The sequence below is a fragment of the Bifidobacterium pullorum subsp. gallinarum genome, assembly GCF_000741215.1.
GTDB lineage: Bacteria > Actinomycetota > Actinomycetes > Actinomycetales > Bifidobacteriaceae > Bifidobacterium > Bifidobacterium pullorum_B.
Genome location: NZ_JGYX01000003.1, coordinates 20,699 through 36,636, shown reverse-complemented (window position 1 = coordinate 36,636; position 15,938 = coordinate 20,699). Strand labels below are relative to the sequence as shown.

The following is a 15,938-nucleotide window of genomic DNA, read 5'->3' as shown; positions in this document are numbered from 1 at the left end:
GTGTGCACAGTTCGCTGCGTGCGCGGACCGCGGCGTTCGCGGTGCTGCTCGCCCTCGTGGTGGCCGTGGTGTTCACGGTCGTGTCGATGATGCTGGTGCGCAACACCTTGCTGGACCAGGTCTCCAACCAGGCGCGCAGCGATTTCTCCAACCAGGTGGTCCAGGCCCAATACAGTCTGGAATCCGCCGATGCATCCGAAAACGAACGCTATCAGCAACTCGTCGCCTCCGTGGCATCCTCGATGCAGCAGGACGGCGCCGCCAACCTGGTGGGCGTGTACCTGTGGAGCCGCAGTACCTCCGGCAACGCTATCGTGCCGATCTCCACGGAGCCCACGTTCGCTCCGCTGATCAGCGACGAGATGCGCAGCAGCGTGGCCGGCAGCACCGACGGCAGCGTGTTCTACCAGCCGGTGTCCCTGACCGTGGATGCGGACACGGCCGGGCCACCCGGCGCGGTGCTCGGCACCATCCTCGAATTTGGTCCGGTGGGGGACCTGGAACTGTTCGCGTTGTTCTCGTTCGCAACCCAGCAGGAGTCCCTGGGTCGCATCCAACTTAACCTGGCTTTCGTGTGCCTGGCGCTGAGCGCCGTGATGGGAGTGCTTGTCTGGATGGTCATGCACAGCATCGTTCGTCCGATCAAACGGGTGGCGGCCACGGCGGAGACCTTGGCCTCAGGCGACCTGGACGCCCGTGTGGTGGAGGACCGGCGTGACGAGATCGGCACGCTGCAGCATTCGTTCAACGAGATGGCCTCCTCGCTCAAGCAGAAGATCGACGAACTTGAGGATATCGGCGTCCGGCAGCGCCAGTTCGTCTCCGATGTGAGCCATGAGCTGCGCACCCCAATCACCACGATGCGCATGGCCTGCGATCTGCTGGACACTCGCCGCGACGGGTTCGACCCGCCGACCCGGAGAACGGTGGAACTGCTCAGCGACCAGGTCGGCCGGTTCCAGACCATGCTGATCGACCTATTGGAGATCTCCCGGTATGACGCCGGATACGCCTCCCTGGACCTGGTGGACACCGACGTGCGTGAGCCCATCGGCATGGCTGTGGAACAAGTGGCGGAGATTGCGGCGGCCAAGCAGGTGACGATCTCCATGGTTCTGCCGAATGTCGCGGTCATCGTCAGACTGGATTCGCGGCGCGTGATCCGAATCGTGCGCAACCTGCTGAACAACGCCATCGACTTCTCCTCCGACGACAGGCCGATCGAGGTACGGCTTGCAGCCAACCGCCACGCGGTCGTCATCAGCGTGCGCGATTACGGCGTGGGCATGACGGACGAGCAGGTGGGCCATGTGTTCGACCGATTCTGGCGCGCCGACCCATCGCGCTCGCGCCTGACGGGAGGCTCCGGGCTGGGGCTGTCGATCGCGTTGTCCGATGCGTGGCTGCACAACGGCGACCTGAGGGTGCGGTCGCGCCCGGGCGAGGGGACGTGGTTCCTGCTGATTCTGCCGAGGGACCCCAAGGACGGTCCCGTGCCCGACGCCGATTTGCCGATGGACTTCGCAGGCGATGGCATGCGGACGGTCGGGGGTTTCGGCGTATCCGACAACGGCATGTTCGAATTGATGCGGCAGGAGGCACGATGAAGGTGAGGAAACTGATCCGCACGATGGCGGCGTTGGTCTGCGCGGCGTCGGTGAGTGCCGCGGGCGCATGCTCCGCCCCGCTCGGTCTGCCGACGCGGGGGGGACGTGACGACGCTCGCGCCAATCGAGCGGCAGGATCGACGGGTGTACACGGTGCCCGACGGGCCGGAGGCGGATGCACAGCCCGAAAGCGTGGTCGAGGGGTTCTTTGCCGCCATGCCCGCCGGCGTGCAGAGCGATGGGTTTGCGGTGGCCCGTGAGTTCCTGACGGATGGCGCCGCGGAGCGTTGGAACGGCGACGAGTCGGCGATTATCTACTCCGGTGCGCCCACCTTCGTACGCAAGCCGAACGTGGACGGAGGCTCGTCGATGGATGAGGCTGGCATCCTCATCCAGGCCACGCTCCACATCATCGGCAGGATCGACGGCCAGGGGCTGTACTCCGCGGTCGGGGATGACCCGTGGACGGTGACCTTCACACTGCACCGGCAGGACGGTCAGTGGCGCATCGACCAGCTGCCGCAGGGCGTCATGGTCTCGGTCGCAAGTTTCGACCAGGCCTTCCGCCAGGTGTCTCTGTACCGGCCGGATGTCACCGGCACGACGATGGTGCCCGATGTGCGTTGGCTGAGCTGGCGCAACTGGCGCACCCGCGCGATGGAGGAGCTGCTGGGCGGCGTGCCCGACTGGCTGGAGGGCGCGGTGAGCGACGTGGCCGACGGGCGTGTGGGGCTGCAGGCCGATGCCGTGCCAATGGAGTCCGACGGCGTTGCGGTACGTCTGGATGAAGGCTTCGCCGCACTCGACGCCGCATCGCAGGCGATGCTCGTACGGCAGATTCGGCTGACGCTCGGTGACGGCACCGACGGGCAGGAGGTGAACGTGCTCTCGGGCGGTGAAACCTACAGCGGCGCGGAAGGCACCGTGGGCTTGGACGTGGCCGACCACGAGGAGGCGCTGTATGCCTTAAGCGGCGGGAACGTGGTCTCGCTCGAATCGTCAAGCCCCGTGCGTGTGGCTCAGAACACCGGCATCGATGAGGCCGAAGCCCTGGTGTTCGGCGAATCCGGTGGCGCCGTGCTGCGTGCTGATGGGGTCGCCGAATGCCTGGACGGCGAGGGGATGCCCTGCGGTGTGCTGTTCGACGGTGCGCCGGTGTCGACGGTTGCCGAAGGGGTCGAGGGCGAGGTCTGGGGCGTGGCACCGGATGGGCGGACACTGGTCGTCTCACGGCAGGGGCGGACGGCGCGGATTGCCGTGCCTGATCTGGGTACGGGATCGATCCATGCCGTGGCGGTCTCCCCGGAGGGCGCGAGGTTGGCGATGGCCGTCGGCGGGGGTCCCGACGAGGGCGTTCTCATCGCAGGCATCGTGCGTAACGGTACCGGCATGGCGGAGCGACTCTGCGAAACCTGGCATCGGGTCTCATCCAGATCCGATGTGTCGATGCTGACGTTCTACAACGACATCACGTTGGTCTACGCCACGGACGGCGCCTCCGCACGGCAGCAGGCCTTTCGCCAGCTGACGCCGGGGCCAGAGACGGCCCAGAGCCTGCCGGACAGTACGGTGACATCCATCGCGACCGGTGACGTCTCCCGGTATCACCGGCTGGCCGTGTTCGATGACCTGGGCATCGTCCGGACGGCCAGCGGTTCGCTGGAGGGCGCGTGGACCATCGTATACTCGCAGGCCGAGGCGATGTCGGCGAGGTGAACGGCGTGAAACAGGCGATGTTATCGTTCCGTTATCAAGCTGTTATCGAATCGTTATCCTCTCCGATTGAGCCATGCGGGCACGCCGCGGATACTGGAAACCATCGATGACAACACCGTCATCAATCGTCTGGGGAAGACCTTGGATGCATGTGACTCGAGGAGGAGTATTTATGAAGAACTGGAAGAGGGCCATCGCCCTGGTTGCGTCCGGCGCGGCTCTGCTGAGCTTCGCCGCGTGCGGCAACGGCGGCAACGCCGAGGGTGGGGATGACAGCAAGCCGACGATCGGCTTTGTGGCCGTCGGCCCCGAGGGCGGCTTCCGTACCGCCAACGAGAACGACCTGCAGGATGCGTTCAAGAAGGCCGGCTTCGACCTGATCTACTCGCCGACCCAGAACAACGACCAGCAGAAGCAGATCCAGGCGTTCAACAAGTTCGTCAACGACGAGGTCGATGCCATCGTCCTGTCCTCCACCGAGGATTCCGGTTGGGACGAATCGCTGAAGAAGGCCAAGGAGGCTGAGATCCCGGTCTTCACCGTGGACCGTGACGTGGACGTGACCGATCCGGAGGCCGCCTCGGCCATCGTGTCCCACATCGGACCGTCCAACGAATGGGCCGGCGAACAGGCCGCCGACTTCGTCAACGAGAACTTCCCGGACGGCGCCAACGGCTTCATCCTCGAAGGCCCCGCGGGCCTGTCGGTCGTCAAGGATCGCCAGACCGGCTGGGACAACGCCATCAACGACAACGTGACCGTGCTCGAATCGCAGTCCGCCAACTGGTCCACCGACGAGGCCAAGACCGTCACCGCCGGCCTGCTGGACAAGCACAAGAGCGAGAACCCGCAGTTCATCTTCGCCCAGAACGACGAGATGGGTCTCGGCGCCGCCCAGGCCGTTGAGGAGGCCGGTCTCAAGGGCCAGGTCAAGATCATCACCATCGATGGCACCGAGGCCGCGCTGCAGGCCCTCGTGGACGGCGACCTGTCCTTCGTGATCGAGTACAACCCGATCTTCGGCGAGCAGACCGCCACCGCGGTCAAGGATTATCTGGACGGCAAGACGGTCGAGTCCGACATCGTCATCGACTCCCAGACCTTCGACGCCGCAAGCGCCAAGGAGGCCCTGGACGCCGGCACCCGCGCCTACTGATCTCGACTGATTTCCGACCATCTCCTCTTATCTCAGGACGGTGCGCGCGGACCGTCACCCGGTCCGCACGCACCGTCCGCCATAGTGGCGCAATGTCACGAAATCATAACAATTCAAGCTTTAAGGCAGAATGATGACACAGAACGAACCCATTGTCGTGATGAAGGGCATCACGATCGAGTTCCCGGGCGTCAAGGCCCTGGACGGTGTCGATCTTCGTCTCTACCCCGGTGAGGTCCACGCCCTGATGGGCGAGAACGGCGCCGGCAAATCAACGATGATCAAGGCGCTGACCGGCGTGTACAAGATCGATGCCGGCTCGATCACCGTGGAGGGCAAGCCCCAGACCTTCAACGGCACCGGCGACGCGCAGAACGCGGGCATCGCCACCGTGTACCAGGAGGTCAACCTGTGCACCAACCTGAGCATCGGCGAGAACGTCATGCTCGGCCACGAGGTGCGCGGCCCCCTCGGCATCAACTGGAAGAAGACCCATCAGGAGGCGCGCAAGTACCTCGACCAGATGGGCCTGGGCCACCTCGACCCCCATGCCCCGCTCAACTCCATCTCCATCGCCATGCAGCAGCTCGTCGCCATCGCCCGCGCGATGGTCATCGACGCCAAGGTGCTCATCCTGGACGAACCGACCTCCTCGCTCGACGCCAACGAGGTCCAGGACCTCTTCGCCATCATGCGCAAGGTGCGCGATTCCGGTGTGGCGATCCTGTTCGTCTCCCACTTCCTTGACCAGATCTATGAGATCACCGACCGTCTGACCATCCTGCGCAACGGCCAGTTCATCAAGGAGGTCATGACCAAGGACACGCCTCGCAACGAGCTCATCAGCATGATGATCGGCAAGAGCGCCGAGGAACTCAGCCAGATCGGCGCCAAGAAGGAGCGCCGTGCCATCGGCGCGGACGAGAAGCCGATCGTGTCCGTCAAGGGCCTGGGCCGCAAGGGCTCCATCCAGCCGACCGACCTGGACATCTACGCCGGCGAGGTCGTGGGCTTCGCGGGATTGCTCGGCTCCGGACGCACCGAACTCGGACGTCTGCTCTACGGCGCGGACAAGCCCGAAACCGGCACCTACAAGCTCAACGGCAACCAGGTCTCCATCAACGATCCGCACACCGCGCTGAAGCACCGCATCGCCTACTCCACGGAGAACCGTCGAGACGAAGGCATCATCGGCGACCTGACGGTGCGTGAGAACATCCTCATCGCCCTGCAGGCGATTCGCGGCATGTTCAAGCCGATCCCGAAGAAGGAAGCGGACGAGATCGTCGACAAGTACATGAAGGAGCTCAACGTCCGCCCCGCCGACCCGAACAAGCTCATCAAGAACCTGTCCGGCGGCAACCAGCAGAAGGTGCTCATCGCCCGGTGGCTGGCCACCCACCCCGAACTGCTCATCCTGGACGAACCGACCCGCGGCATCGACATCGGTGCCAAGGCCGAGATCCAGCAGGCCGTGCTCGATCTGGCCGAGCAGGGCATGGGCGTGGTGTTCATCTCCTCCGAGCTGGAGGAGGTCGTCCGCCTGTCCGACAACATCGAGGTGCTCAAGGACCGCAGGAAGATCGCGGAGCTTGAGAACGACGCCACGGTGTCCCAGGAGACCATCGTCGATACCATCGCCAGCAACAACGCAGGGAAGGAGGCCTGATGGCTGGTCACAACACCAAGAAGGATGCCGGCAATCCGATCCTCAAACGGCTGCTGTCCTCGAACCTCACCTGGTCGGTCGTGGCACTGATCGTGCTCATCGTCATCTGCACGATCTTCGACCACGGGTTCCTGTCATTGAGCTGGAATGAGAACACCGGCGGCCTGGCCGGCCCGCTGATCACCATGCTCCAGGAATCGGCCCGCTACCTGATGATCGCCACCGGCATGACCCTGGTCATCTCCACCTCGGGCATCGACCTGTCGGTCGGCTCGGTCATGGCAGTCGCCGGCGCCGCGGCCATGCAGTTCCTGGTCTCCGGCCTGAACGTGTGGCTGGCCATCCTGCTGTCGCTGCTCGTCGGCCTGGTGCTGGGCTGCATCAACGGCGCGCTCGTCTCGATGCTCGGCCTGCAGCCATTCATCACCACGCTTATCATGATGCTCGCCGGACGAGGTCTGGCCAAGGTCATCACCGCCGGCCAGAACACCGACGCCGGCTCCGTGGCCGGCAGCGAGCCGCTGCGCTGGATGGCCAACGGCTTCATCCTGGGCATTCCCGCCAACTTCGTCATCGCCATCATCATCGTGTGCCTGGTCGGACTGCTGTGCCGCAAAACCGCGATGGGCATGATGATCGAATCGGTGGGCATCAACCAGGAGGCCAGCCGCATGACCGGCATCAAGCCGAAGAAGATCCTCTTCCTCGTCTATGCCGTCTCCGGTCTGCTCGCCGCCATCGCCGGCCTGTTCGCCACCGCGTCCGTCATGCGCGTCGACGTGGTCAAAACCGGTCAGGACCTTGAGATGTACGCCATCCTGGCGGTCGTCATCGGCGGCACCTCACTGCTCGGCGGCAAATTCTCGCTGTCCGGCAGCGCCATCGGTGCGGTCCTCATCGCCATGATCCGCAAGACCATCATCACGCTCGGCATCGATTCGGCCGCCACCCCGGCGTTCTTCGCCGTCGTGGTCATCGTGATCTGCGTGATGCAGGCCCCCAAGATCCATAGTCTCAGCGCCGAAATCAAACGCAAACGCGCGCTCAAGTCCGAAGCCAAGGCGGTGACAGCATGACAAGCGCAAGCACCACGGCGGTGAAGAAGACCGCCAAGAAGTCGCGTCGGCTCGACGCACAGATGATCCCGACCATCGCGGCCGTCGTCATCTTCATCCTCATGCTCGTGATGGGCCAGGCGCTCTTCGGCACCTACACCCGTCTGGGCTTCTTCTCCTCGCTGTTCATCGACCACGCCTACCTGATCATCCTGGCGGTGGCCATGACATTGCCGGTGCTCACCGGCGGCATCAACCTGTCGGTCGGTGCCATCGTGGCCATCACCGCGGTCGTCGGCGTCAAGATGACCATGGCGGGCATCCCCGCGCCGATCGCGATGATCGTCATGATCCTCATCGGCATGGCCTTCGGCCTGCTGGCGGGCGTGCTCATCGAGGAATTCAACATGCAGCCGTTCATCGCGACGCTCGCCACGATGTTCCTGGCCCGAGGCATCGCCTCGATCATCTCCACCGACTCGCTCGTCCTGCCCGAGGACAACAACTTCGACTGGGTGAGCGCGGAGATCAAGATCATCGACAACCCGAAGATCTCGAACGACCTGTCGTTCAACATGGGCGTGGTCATCGCCGTGCTCGTGGTGATCTTCGGCTACATCCTGCTGCACAAGACCCGCACCGGCCGCACGATCTACGCCATCGGCGGATCGCGCTCCTCCGCGGAGCTCATGGGCCTGCCGGTCAAGCGCACGCAGTACCTGATCTACTTCATCTCCACCACGCTGGCGGCCGTCGCCTCGATCGTATACACGGCGAACATCGGTTCCGCCAAGAACACGGTGGGCACCGGCTGGGAGCTGGACGCGGTCGCGGCCGTCGTCATCGGCGGCACCATCGTCACCGGCGGCTTCGGCTACGTGCTCGGCTCGGTGGTCGGCGCTCTGGTGCGCTCCATCATCGACCCGCTGACCTCCGACTTCGGCGTTCCGGCCGAATGGACCACGATCGTCGTCGGCCTGATGATCCTCGTGTTCGTCGTGCTGCAGCGTGTGGTCTCGGCGGTGGGTAAAAAAGAATGACCGCCACCCGTTTCCGGTGCCGATTCACCTGGTGGGCCGGCATCGGAAACGGGTGACATGATCGGCGCGTCATGCGCCAAACTTCATCGTTTTCTCCTTTCCTTTCTCCTGCAAAGGGCGTGCGGGGCGGTTGTCCGCCCGGCACGCCCTTTGTGGTTACGGGGGTGGTCCGCGCGTCTCCGGTGTTTTGCGTGCTCCGTGTATGCCGTGTATGCCGCGTGCTCTGTATATGCCGTGATATTCCGCCCGTTCCGCGTTCGGCGGGACGGGGATGATGGTAACGTGCGGAATGAAGGGAATGATGACGGCGCGAGACGAAAGGCGTTGCAGATGGATACACGACCCCTGATCGGCGTGGTGCCGCTGATGGATTACAAGCTGGAGAGCCTGTGGATGCTGCCCGGATACATGGACGGCATCACGGAGGCGGGCGGCACGCCCGTCATGCTGCCGTTGACCGAGGATCCGGACGTGATCCGCCAATTGGTCGCCCTGTGCGACGGCATCCTGGTCACGGGCGGGCAGGACGTGGCACCGGAGATGTACGGCGAGACCGCGTCGCCCGAATATCTGGCGATGAATCCGGAGCTGAGCCCGGAACTCGACCGCATGGAGGCGCTGCTGATCCCCGAGGTCATCGCCACGGACACCCCGATGCTCGGCATCTGCCGCGGCGTCCAGATCCTGAACGCCGTGCTCGGCGGCACGATGTGGCACGACCTGCCCACCGAACTGCCCAGCGACGTGGAGCACCACATGCCGAACCCGCCGTACGACCTGCTCGGGCACGAGGTCGATCTGGTCCCCGGCACACCGCTCGCCGACCTGATGGAGGCGGCAGGGGAGGGCAGCCGCATCGCGGTCAACAGCTACCATCACCAGGCGGTGCGCGAGGTTGCCGACGAACTGGCCGTGATGGCCAAGGCCGACGATGGCGTGATCGAGGCGCTGTACCGCCCCGGCTCGCGGTTCTGCTGGGGCGTGCAGTGGCATCCTGAATTCCTGCACAAGGTCGATGCGCGCAGCCGTATGATCTTCAAGGCGTTCGTGGACGCGGCGCGTTCCTGACCCTGCGGGCCACCCCGCTGATGGCTACGCCGGCAGCGTGATGCGGTCGCAAGGGAACCTGCGGCGGGTACGATGAACGGGAACGCCGCCGATGGCGGGATTGACCGCCGGGACGGAACGATGGACGACATGTGACGCCATGACATACGTCATGATATGTGATGTGCGTCATGGCATGCGTCGTGAGACAAGGAGGAGCTATGGCATCGACAATCGAATTCTACGGCGCCGAATGGTGCGGCGACTGCCGTCGCGCCAAGCAGGTGCTGGACCGGTACCATGTGGCTTACAACCACCATGACATCGAATCCGAGGAGGGTGCGGCCGAGCGGGCCGAGCAGATCAGCGGGCAGAAGCACATCCCAGTGCTGCTGTTCGAGGATGGCACGGTGTTCGTGGAACCGACGAATCCGCAGCTGACCGGCAAGCTCAAGGAACTGGGCCTTATCGAATAGCATGCGATGCGGGTTGCCCGCTCGCCCGTGCCACCCAGGAACATGTCCATGGGCATGAACTGTTTTTGGACAGCGATGTTTCGCTTGTGCGGGGCGGTGCATTCGTGTAGATGGCCACGGACGGCTCGCCGGCCACGGCGGCCGTCCATTTATGCATTCCAGCATATGAAACATAGTCCCGCAGTCGATTACACTCATATGTCGGCCCGCCGGGAGCGGGAGACAAGATAAGAGGAGTGAAACCGTGGAGATGTGTGAGACAACAGCAGCGACCACCGCTGGGGGAGCGGCGGCCGACGAACGCATTCCGATGAAGCTGATCGGCGCCATCGTGGCGGTCGGATCACTGGCCTTCATCGGCATCCTGACCGAAACCGTAATGACCGTGCTGTTCCCGCAGCTGATGCGGGAATTCAATGTGGACACCGCCACCGTGCAGTGGATCACCACCATCTACCTGCTGGCCGTGGCGGCCACCATGCCGCTGTCGTCATTCATCAAACGACGGTTCAGGAACAAGACGATCTTCGTGGCCGCCGTGGTGCTGGCCGTGCTGGGCTCGCTGATCATGATCGTGGCGCAGGCGTTCCCGCTGATCCTCGCCGCGCGCGTGATCCAGGGCATCGGCTCGGGCATGGCCACGCCGCTGATGATGAACATCATTCTGGAACAGTCGCCGCGCTCCAAGGTGGGGCGGCTGATGGGCGTCGGCTCGCTGGTGATCACCGTGGCGCCGGCCATCGGCCCGACCGTCGGCGGCGCGGTGACCAGCGTGCTGCCGTGGCGGGCGATCTTCGTGATCGTGATCCCGATCATCCTGCTGATCTCGCTGCCGGTCGGCCTGAAGTGCATCCAGCAGAAGCACCCGACCGAGGATGCCGTGCTCAACCCGCTGCAGTTCGTGGCGATCGTGCTGGCGCTGTGCGGTCTGATCATGTTCCTCAACCAGGCCGGCGTGGCGGTCGGCGCGGCCGTCAGCGGCGGCGAGATGACGATGCCCGCGTTGGTCGCCGTGGTGAGCCTGGTGGCGGGTATCGGATCGCTGCTGTTCTTCGGCTGGTCGTCGCGTCGTTCGTTCTCGCCGCTGATCCGACTCGGATTCCTGCGTAATCGCATTGTGCTGCTGCATCTGCTGCCGTATGCGATCCTGCCGATGGTCGGCATCGGCTTCGGCTATGTGATCACCAATCTGGCGCAGCTGTCGTTGGGCACCGACGCGTTCGTGGCCGGCGCGCTGGTGCTGCCGGGTGCGCTGATCGGCGCGTTCTGCGCTCCGATCGGCGGCATGCTGTATGACAAGTTCGGTCCGACCCGACCGATTCTGACCGCGTTCGCGGTGGCGACGTTCGCCACGGTGCTGCTGCTGGTGTGCTCGATGCATCTGACGCCCGCGTTGCTGGCTGGACTGTACTTCATCTTCGGGCTGAGCTATGCGCTTGAATTCTCGAACATCATGACCAGTGCGCTGCGCGAGGTGCCCCCGGCGTTCACCCCGGACGGCAACGCCGTGTTCCAGACCTCCATGCAGTTCGGCGGCGCGGCCGGCACCGCGCTGTTCTCCACCATCCTGTCGGTGGCGCAGGCCGGTTCCGGCGAGGAGGGCTCGCCGGAGTTCGCTCACGCCACCGCGGTCGGCGGCGCCTGGACCTTCGCCGTCATGACCGCCATCTGCGCCCTGTCCGTGGTCTGCCTGGCCATGGCCTTCCGGCTGCGGGGCCGGGCATCCCGCTCCGCCCACTGACGGAGTAGCCTGCGGCGAAAAGTAAGGGCCGGTTTCCAGCGCGCCATTGCGCCGGAAACCGGCCCTCGTCTATCTCTCTGCTCTCTCAGCCCTTGGCTCCCGGACTGGGTGTTGGCCCGCAGCCTTGGCGTCGGGATCAGTACTCGTTGGCGCCTTCGCCCTCCCACTTGACGTTGATGCCGCGCTGATAGTGCAGGAACATGTCCGCGCCATAGCGGTCGACCGGGCGGTGGGTGAAGAGCATGCGGATCGCGAACGCGGTCTGCACGTCATACGGCAGATCCAGGAACGCCTGATGGGCATCCCAGTAGGGCACGGTGCAGATGGCGGCGTCCGGCACGTAGGCGTAGCCATAGCCGTCCTCGTTCACATAGCCCATGAACGGCAGATCCCAGGCGTCATGCAGGGTGAGCTGCTGCTTGAATTCCTCGACCTGAGCCAGGGCCTCGTCGCTGATGCCCAGCTCCTTGGCCACCTTGTTGGCGGCCGCGGTCTTGGCGGCGGCGTCCTGACCGAACATCGAGAGGTTGACGGTGATGACCTTCTTATCGTCTGCCATGGTTCTTGCCTTTCTGTCATCGCGTCGCCGCGATGACTGGTATTGTGTTCGTTTCGTCGGGTGAAACGAACATTTTATGTTGTGAACTTCACAAGAAGTCTGTGGTGTCCGCCGTATGGCTTACGTGTTTAACAATAGCACCTTCGCGACGGGGATAATTAAGTGAACATGCGATTGTTTGCGTTATCGGGAGCTGTGGGCGCGCGTATTCCGCGGAATTTCGGGCCGCAAAAAAACGTGTTATTTTTTTGAAAACGAAACACAAGTGATGTTCATTCGTGTCGTGTTTGAATCATGTGTTATTTGGTCGGGGCATTTGTGAATTGCGTGTGCTGTTTCGTGATGGAACGTGCGGATTTGGTCTAGCGGAGCGGACCGGGGCGATGGGGGATACCCGTAATCCTTAAGGATGAGTGGCGGGGCGGTGCGACATGCCGGAATATGAAAGGTCATTCCGACGCATGAATGAGAATCGGCACGATATGCGGGATGCTGAAGTCATACAGCAACGATTCGGACTCATCGACGACCAGGAAAGGAACATGACCATGTTGGATCTCAATCTGTTCTCTCAAATGGGACTGCTGGTGTTGGGCGGTCCGATGCTGCTGATGGGGTTGGCGTCATTCGGTGTGGCCGGCATTGCCTATGGCGTGCGGACGCTCCGCCATCAGCAAGGCTGGTCGGAGGGGCCGGCCCGTCCGATGGTGTTCCTGGGCATGCTGCTGACGCTGGTTGGCGGCGTCATCGCCGGCCCGGCGTTGCTGGAATTGACGGCGTTGCTGTAATCGTCGTGCACCCGCGCGGTTATCTGCGTTAGTGGCGTCGCCAACCTCGGCTCAGCAGTTCCACCGCACCTTGACAGGGTGCGGCTCATCATCAACGGCCGCATGCCGCAATGACGCGATGATCCGATCGAATTCCATATCCGCCAGACGCTCATACTCCGCCGAGTCGGCGGATAGCCCGGCCTGGTCGTACGCCGCGGCCGCCGCGCCATAGAAGGCGAAGCCAAGGGCATTCGTCGGCGTCTGAATCACACCGCAGGCCGTGCTGATGGCACGGGCGGCGGCCTGCGCCACCGGGTCGGCGTCACCTGTCTCGCGGGCGGCGGCCAGCGCCGCTCTCAATGCGGGCTTGGCGTCCTTCAGCGTGGCGTTGCCGTCGGCACAGGCGATCGCCTGCTTGATGGCCGTGGCGAACCGGTCGTCCACGGGCTGTCCTGAGCGGCGGCGGCTTAGTATCGGCAGATACCGTTCCTCGGCGTATGCGGCAGCCCAACGACCCAACGTGGAGGCGCTCTGCGTATCGATCAGCGCCATCAGCGCCTTGGCCCGCGGCCCGGTGGGATCGCCCAGCATCTTGCGCAGCTTGGCCATGTCATGCTCCTTCGCCGAATCATTGACGCCATGGTGGTATTTCCATCGTATCGCGCTGCATGTGTGAGGGTGGCGCTGCGGGGCATTCTCGCATTGGCGGACATTCCTACTCGTATCGTGCCGGATGCTTTCCCCGCCGAGGACATCCTTGCGTTGACGGACATTTCCGTTCGTATCACGTCAGCTGTTTCCTGCCGAATGCATCCTTGTATTATCGGGCATTCCCCACCGGCTGCTGTCGGACACTGAGGTCTTCAGTGGGCGGGTTCACGCTTCAGTGGGCGGATGGTCGACGACATGCGCCGTCGCCTAACCGGCGGAATGGCTTGATTGCTGAGCCTTCGGACTTTGGTCATCCATGATGACCCGCCCACTGAACGCATAATCCGCCCACTGAGTCGTGTCCTGGCTGAGATTGGCGAACCGTATGATGGATTGTTGATCGAATGTGTCCATGAGATGGTGAACCGTTATGGAAATCAGAGAGATAACCGGTGATAGGAAGCGTTTCCTTCCATTGCTGCTGCTCGCCGATGAACAGGAGAGCATGGTGGGCCGATATCTTGAGCGTGGCGTCATGTATGTGCTTGACGATAATGGTGTGAAAGCCGAATGCGTGGTAACGGATGAGGGCGATGGCGTTCTGGAGATCAAAAACATCGCCGTCGTTCCGGAATGTCACGGGCTCGGATACGGGAGGGCCTTGCTCGATTTTGTGGCGCGAACGTGTAAGGGGCGATATTCCGTACTGCAGGTCGGCACGGGCGACAGCCCTCTGACGATACCGTTCTATGAGAAGTGCGGTTTCGTTCGCTCCCATAGGATCGAGCATTTCTTCACGGATCATTACGATCATCCGATTATCGAATGCGGCGTTCGGCTGGTGGATATGATTGTTCTGCGCAAGGAACTGTGATCCCCGTCAATGGTCGGTTATTGCGGAACAAATCCGAGGAAAGGAGCCTGCATGTCGCTGAATACCGTGTGTCTGCGGCCGATGCGGCGTGCGGACATCGATGCACTGGTCGATCTGCTGCGCCGCACCTGGTATGCCGATAGCGAACCTCAGGTACAGACCATGGTGGCTCGCGCCGATCTGGAGTTTTGCCTGGCCCGCACCACCACGGCCATCGTGGCGGAATATCGAGGGCGTGCGGTGGGCGTGGCGCTCGGGCATATCAACCGAAAGACTGGCGGGCGTTTTCCTGTGAATCGCCACCATAAGGCCGCCTGCAAGGCCATGCTCCGACTGATGCGTACCACCGAAGGCCGCCGGGGTGCCCATGAATTGATGGCGCTCGGTGTGGAAGGCGAGCTGATGTCCGCCACCGCACGACGGCAGGGTCATACCTATGACGCCGAGGTGATTCTGCTGATCCTCGACCGTATGATGCAGGGCTCGGGCGTTGGTGCCCGGCTGTTCGACGGCATGGAACAGGCGTTCCGCCAAGCCGGTGCGCAGCGGTACTTCCTGTACACCAACACGGGCTGCAACGTGGGCTTCTATGATCACCGAGGGTTGACTCGTCGCATCGAACGTACCGTTCCGGGCAAAGACGGATCCGCCACCACCTACTACCTCTACGATTCTGTGTTGTGAGCGTTCTGCAACATCCCCAAATTCTTGAGCGTTTTTGATTTTGTTACCGAACAGTGTTCCGCATGCATTGATTTTGCTGCGAAGCACTCGCTTGGTTTTGCCTGTTGTGTTACAAGTTGCTCTTAGGAGATGTCGGGTTGTCGATTTGTATTGATAATCACTCGGCGTCGGGTTGCTGCCCGTCGTGCGCCCGCCACTGGCAGTCCGTCATCCGCATGTTCGTGAAGACCGCGGTGAACGAGGAATCCTCCGGCGAACAGGCGTAGACGCCGAACCGGATGGTGCCGTCGCCCTTGGCCATATGGCAGATACGCATCTGCGAGAAGTTGACGCCGTCCTGCGAACATTCGATGCAGTAGTCGTCCTCGCGACGGCTGAACCGGTACCACATGGACTTGATGGTGGCGGGAATGGCCGTGGTCGCCCAGTCGGAGTAGCCGTTGTTCGTCACCACGCTGCCCAAGTGCTGGAACTCGTCATTCTCGTATTCGATGGAACCCTTCAGCCAGTTCTCGCTATCGAGATACATCACCACGCCGCACTGGTCGAAACGGTGATGGCTTCCGGAGAAATCGGTTTTCACCACAAAGCTGAAATACCGCTCAGCGGTCTCCATCTGCAGGACCGGGGCGTTGTCGTTGCGGAAATGGTAATAGGTGCGCTGCCACAGGTCCGTGTGCGGCGCGGTGGTGATCTCGATGCGATCGTTGCCGATGACGTAGTCCTTCGGCTCGCGTGTCCACGCCCAATTGCTGCTATCCATCAGCCACCTCGCTTAATCGTCGAATTCGTTTGCCTGAGCGGCGTTGCAGTCCTTTGCCGATATGGCACCGCATCCATTCTACAGTTCCGGTCTTACGGTTCCGGTCTTACAGTTCCGGCACCTCGCGGAA

15 protein-coding genes are annotated in these 15,938 nt (G+C 63.0%); 12 read left to right on the top strand and 3 right to left on the bottom strand.

Going from position 1 to position 15,938, the window contains the following annotated elements:
* Window positions 1-2 precede the first annotated feature (2 nt).
* The 9 genes from mtrB (at window position 3) to BIGA_RS04505 (ending at window position 11,507) form a co-directional block, all read left to right on the top strand.
* Window positions 3-1,607 carry an MtrAB system histidine kinase MtrB gene (mtrB, locus tag BIGA_RS04545; RefSeq protein ID WP_237744058.1) on the top strand — a complete coding sequence of 535 codons (1,605 nt, stop codon included), beginning with the start codon at window positions 3-5 and terminating at the stop codon, window positions 1,605-1,607.
* Window positions 1,608-1,712: 105 nt separating this feature from the next.
* Window positions 1,713-3,323: an LpqB family beta-propeller domain-containing protein gene (locus tag BIGA_RS09885; RefSeq protein ID WP_237744057.1), complete on the top strand. Its 1,611-nt coding sequence runs from the start codon at window positions 1,713-1,715 to the stop codon at window positions 3,321-3,323.
* Window positions 3,324-3,495: 172 nt separating this feature from the next.
* On the top strand, window positions 3,496-4,479 hold the full coding sequence (locus BIGA_RS04535) for a substrate-binding domain-containing protein (protein WP_033506593.1): 984 nt from the start codon (window positions 3,496-3,498) through the stop codon (window positions 4,477-4,479).
* 133 nt (window positions 4,480-4,612) lie between these two features.
* Window positions 4,613-6,148, top strand: coding sequence for a sugar ABC transporter ATP-binding protein (locus tag BIGA_RS04530; protein ID WP_033506595.1), 1,536 nt, complete (start codon window positions 4,613-4,615; stop codon window positions 6,146-6,148).
* Complete coding sequence (locus BIGA_RS04525) at window positions 6,148-7,224, top strand: ABC transporter permease (RefSeq protein ID WP_033506596.1); 1,077 nt, start codon at window positions 6,148-6,150, stop codon at window positions 7,222-7,224. Before BIGA_RS04530 ends, BIGA_RS04525 begins: the two co-directional genes overlap by 1 nt.
* On the top strand, window positions 7,221-8,243 hold the full coding sequence (locus tag BIGA_RS04520; RefSeq protein WP_033506598.1) for an ABC transporter permease: 1,023 nt from the start codon (window positions 7,221-7,223) through the stop codon (window positions 8,241-8,243). The genes BIGA_RS04525 and BIGA_RS04520 overlap by 4 nt, the downstream gene beginning before the upstream one ends.
* A gap of 330 nt (window positions 8,244-8,573) precedes the next feature.
* Window positions 8,574-9,311, top strand: coding sequence for a gamma-glutamyl-gamma-aminobutyrate hydrolase family protein (locus BIGA_RS04515; protein WP_033506600.1), 738 nt, complete (start codon window positions 8,574-8,576; stop codon window positions 9,309-9,311).
* A 200-nt stretch (window positions 9,312-9,511) separates the two neighbouring features.
* Window positions 9,512-9,766 carry a glutaredoxin domain-containing protein gene (locus BIGA_RS04510; protein WP_033506602.1) on the top strand — a complete coding sequence of 85 codons (255 nt, stop codon included), beginning with the start codon at window positions 9,512-9,514 and terminating at the stop codon, window positions 9,764-9,766.
* 250 nt (window positions 9,767-10,016) lie between these two features.
* Window positions 10,017-11,507: an MFS transporter gene (locus BIGA_RS04505; protein ID WP_051917105.1), complete on the top strand. Its 1,491-nt coding sequence runs from the start codon at window positions 10,017-10,019 to the stop codon at window positions 11,505-11,507.
* 136 nt (window positions 11,508-11,643) lie between these two features.
* Here BIGA_RS04505 and BIGA_RS04500 read toward each other — a convergent pair whose 3' ends face one another.
* Window positions 11,644-12,066: a hypothetical protein gene (locus BIGA_RS04500; RefSeq protein ID WP_033506606.1), complete on the bottom strand. Its 423-nt coding sequence runs from the start codon at window positions 12,064-12,066 to the stop codon at window positions 11,644-11,646.
* A gap of 548 nt (window positions 12,067-12,614) precedes the next feature.
* Here BIGA_RS04500 and BIGA_RS04495 point away from each other — a divergent pair.
* Entirely contained in the window at window positions 12,615-12,854 is a 240-nt protein-coding gene (locus BIGA_RS04495) for a hypothetical protein (protein ID WP_152595980.1), read from the top strand.
* Between the two features lie 51 nt (window positions 12,855-12,905).
* Here BIGA_RS04495 and BIGA_RS04490 read toward each other — a convergent pair whose 3' ends face one another.
* Complete coding sequence (locus tag BIGA_RS04490; RefSeq protein ID WP_033506611.1) at window positions 12,906-13,445, bottom strand: putative immunity protein; 540 nt, start codon at window positions 13,443-13,445, stop codon at window positions 12,906-12,908.
* Between the two features lie 472 nt (window positions 13,446-13,917).
* Here BIGA_RS04490 and BIGA_RS04485 point away from each other — a divergent pair, with 472 nt between their 5' ends.
* On the top strand, window positions 13,918-14,361 hold the full coding sequence (locus tag BIGA_RS04485; protein WP_033506613.1) for a GNAT family N-acetyltransferase: 444 nt from the start codon (window positions 13,918-13,920) through the stop codon (window positions 14,359-14,361).
* 51 nt (window positions 14,362-14,412) lie between these two features.
* Entirely contained in the window at window positions 14,413-15,045 is a 633-nt protein-coding gene (locus BIGA_RS04480) for a GNAT family N-acetyltransferase (protein WP_051917091.1), read from the top strand.
* Between the two features lie 157 nt (window positions 15,046-15,202).
* Here BIGA_RS04480 and BIGA_RS04475 read toward each other — a convergent pair whose 3' ends face one another.
* Window positions 15,203-15,808, bottom strand: coding sequence for a DUF1349 domain-containing protein (locus BIGA_RS04475; protein ID WP_033506615.1), 606 nt, complete (start codon window positions 15,806-15,808; stop codon window positions 15,203-15,205).
* Window positions 15,809-15,938: the final 130 nt, after the last annotated feature.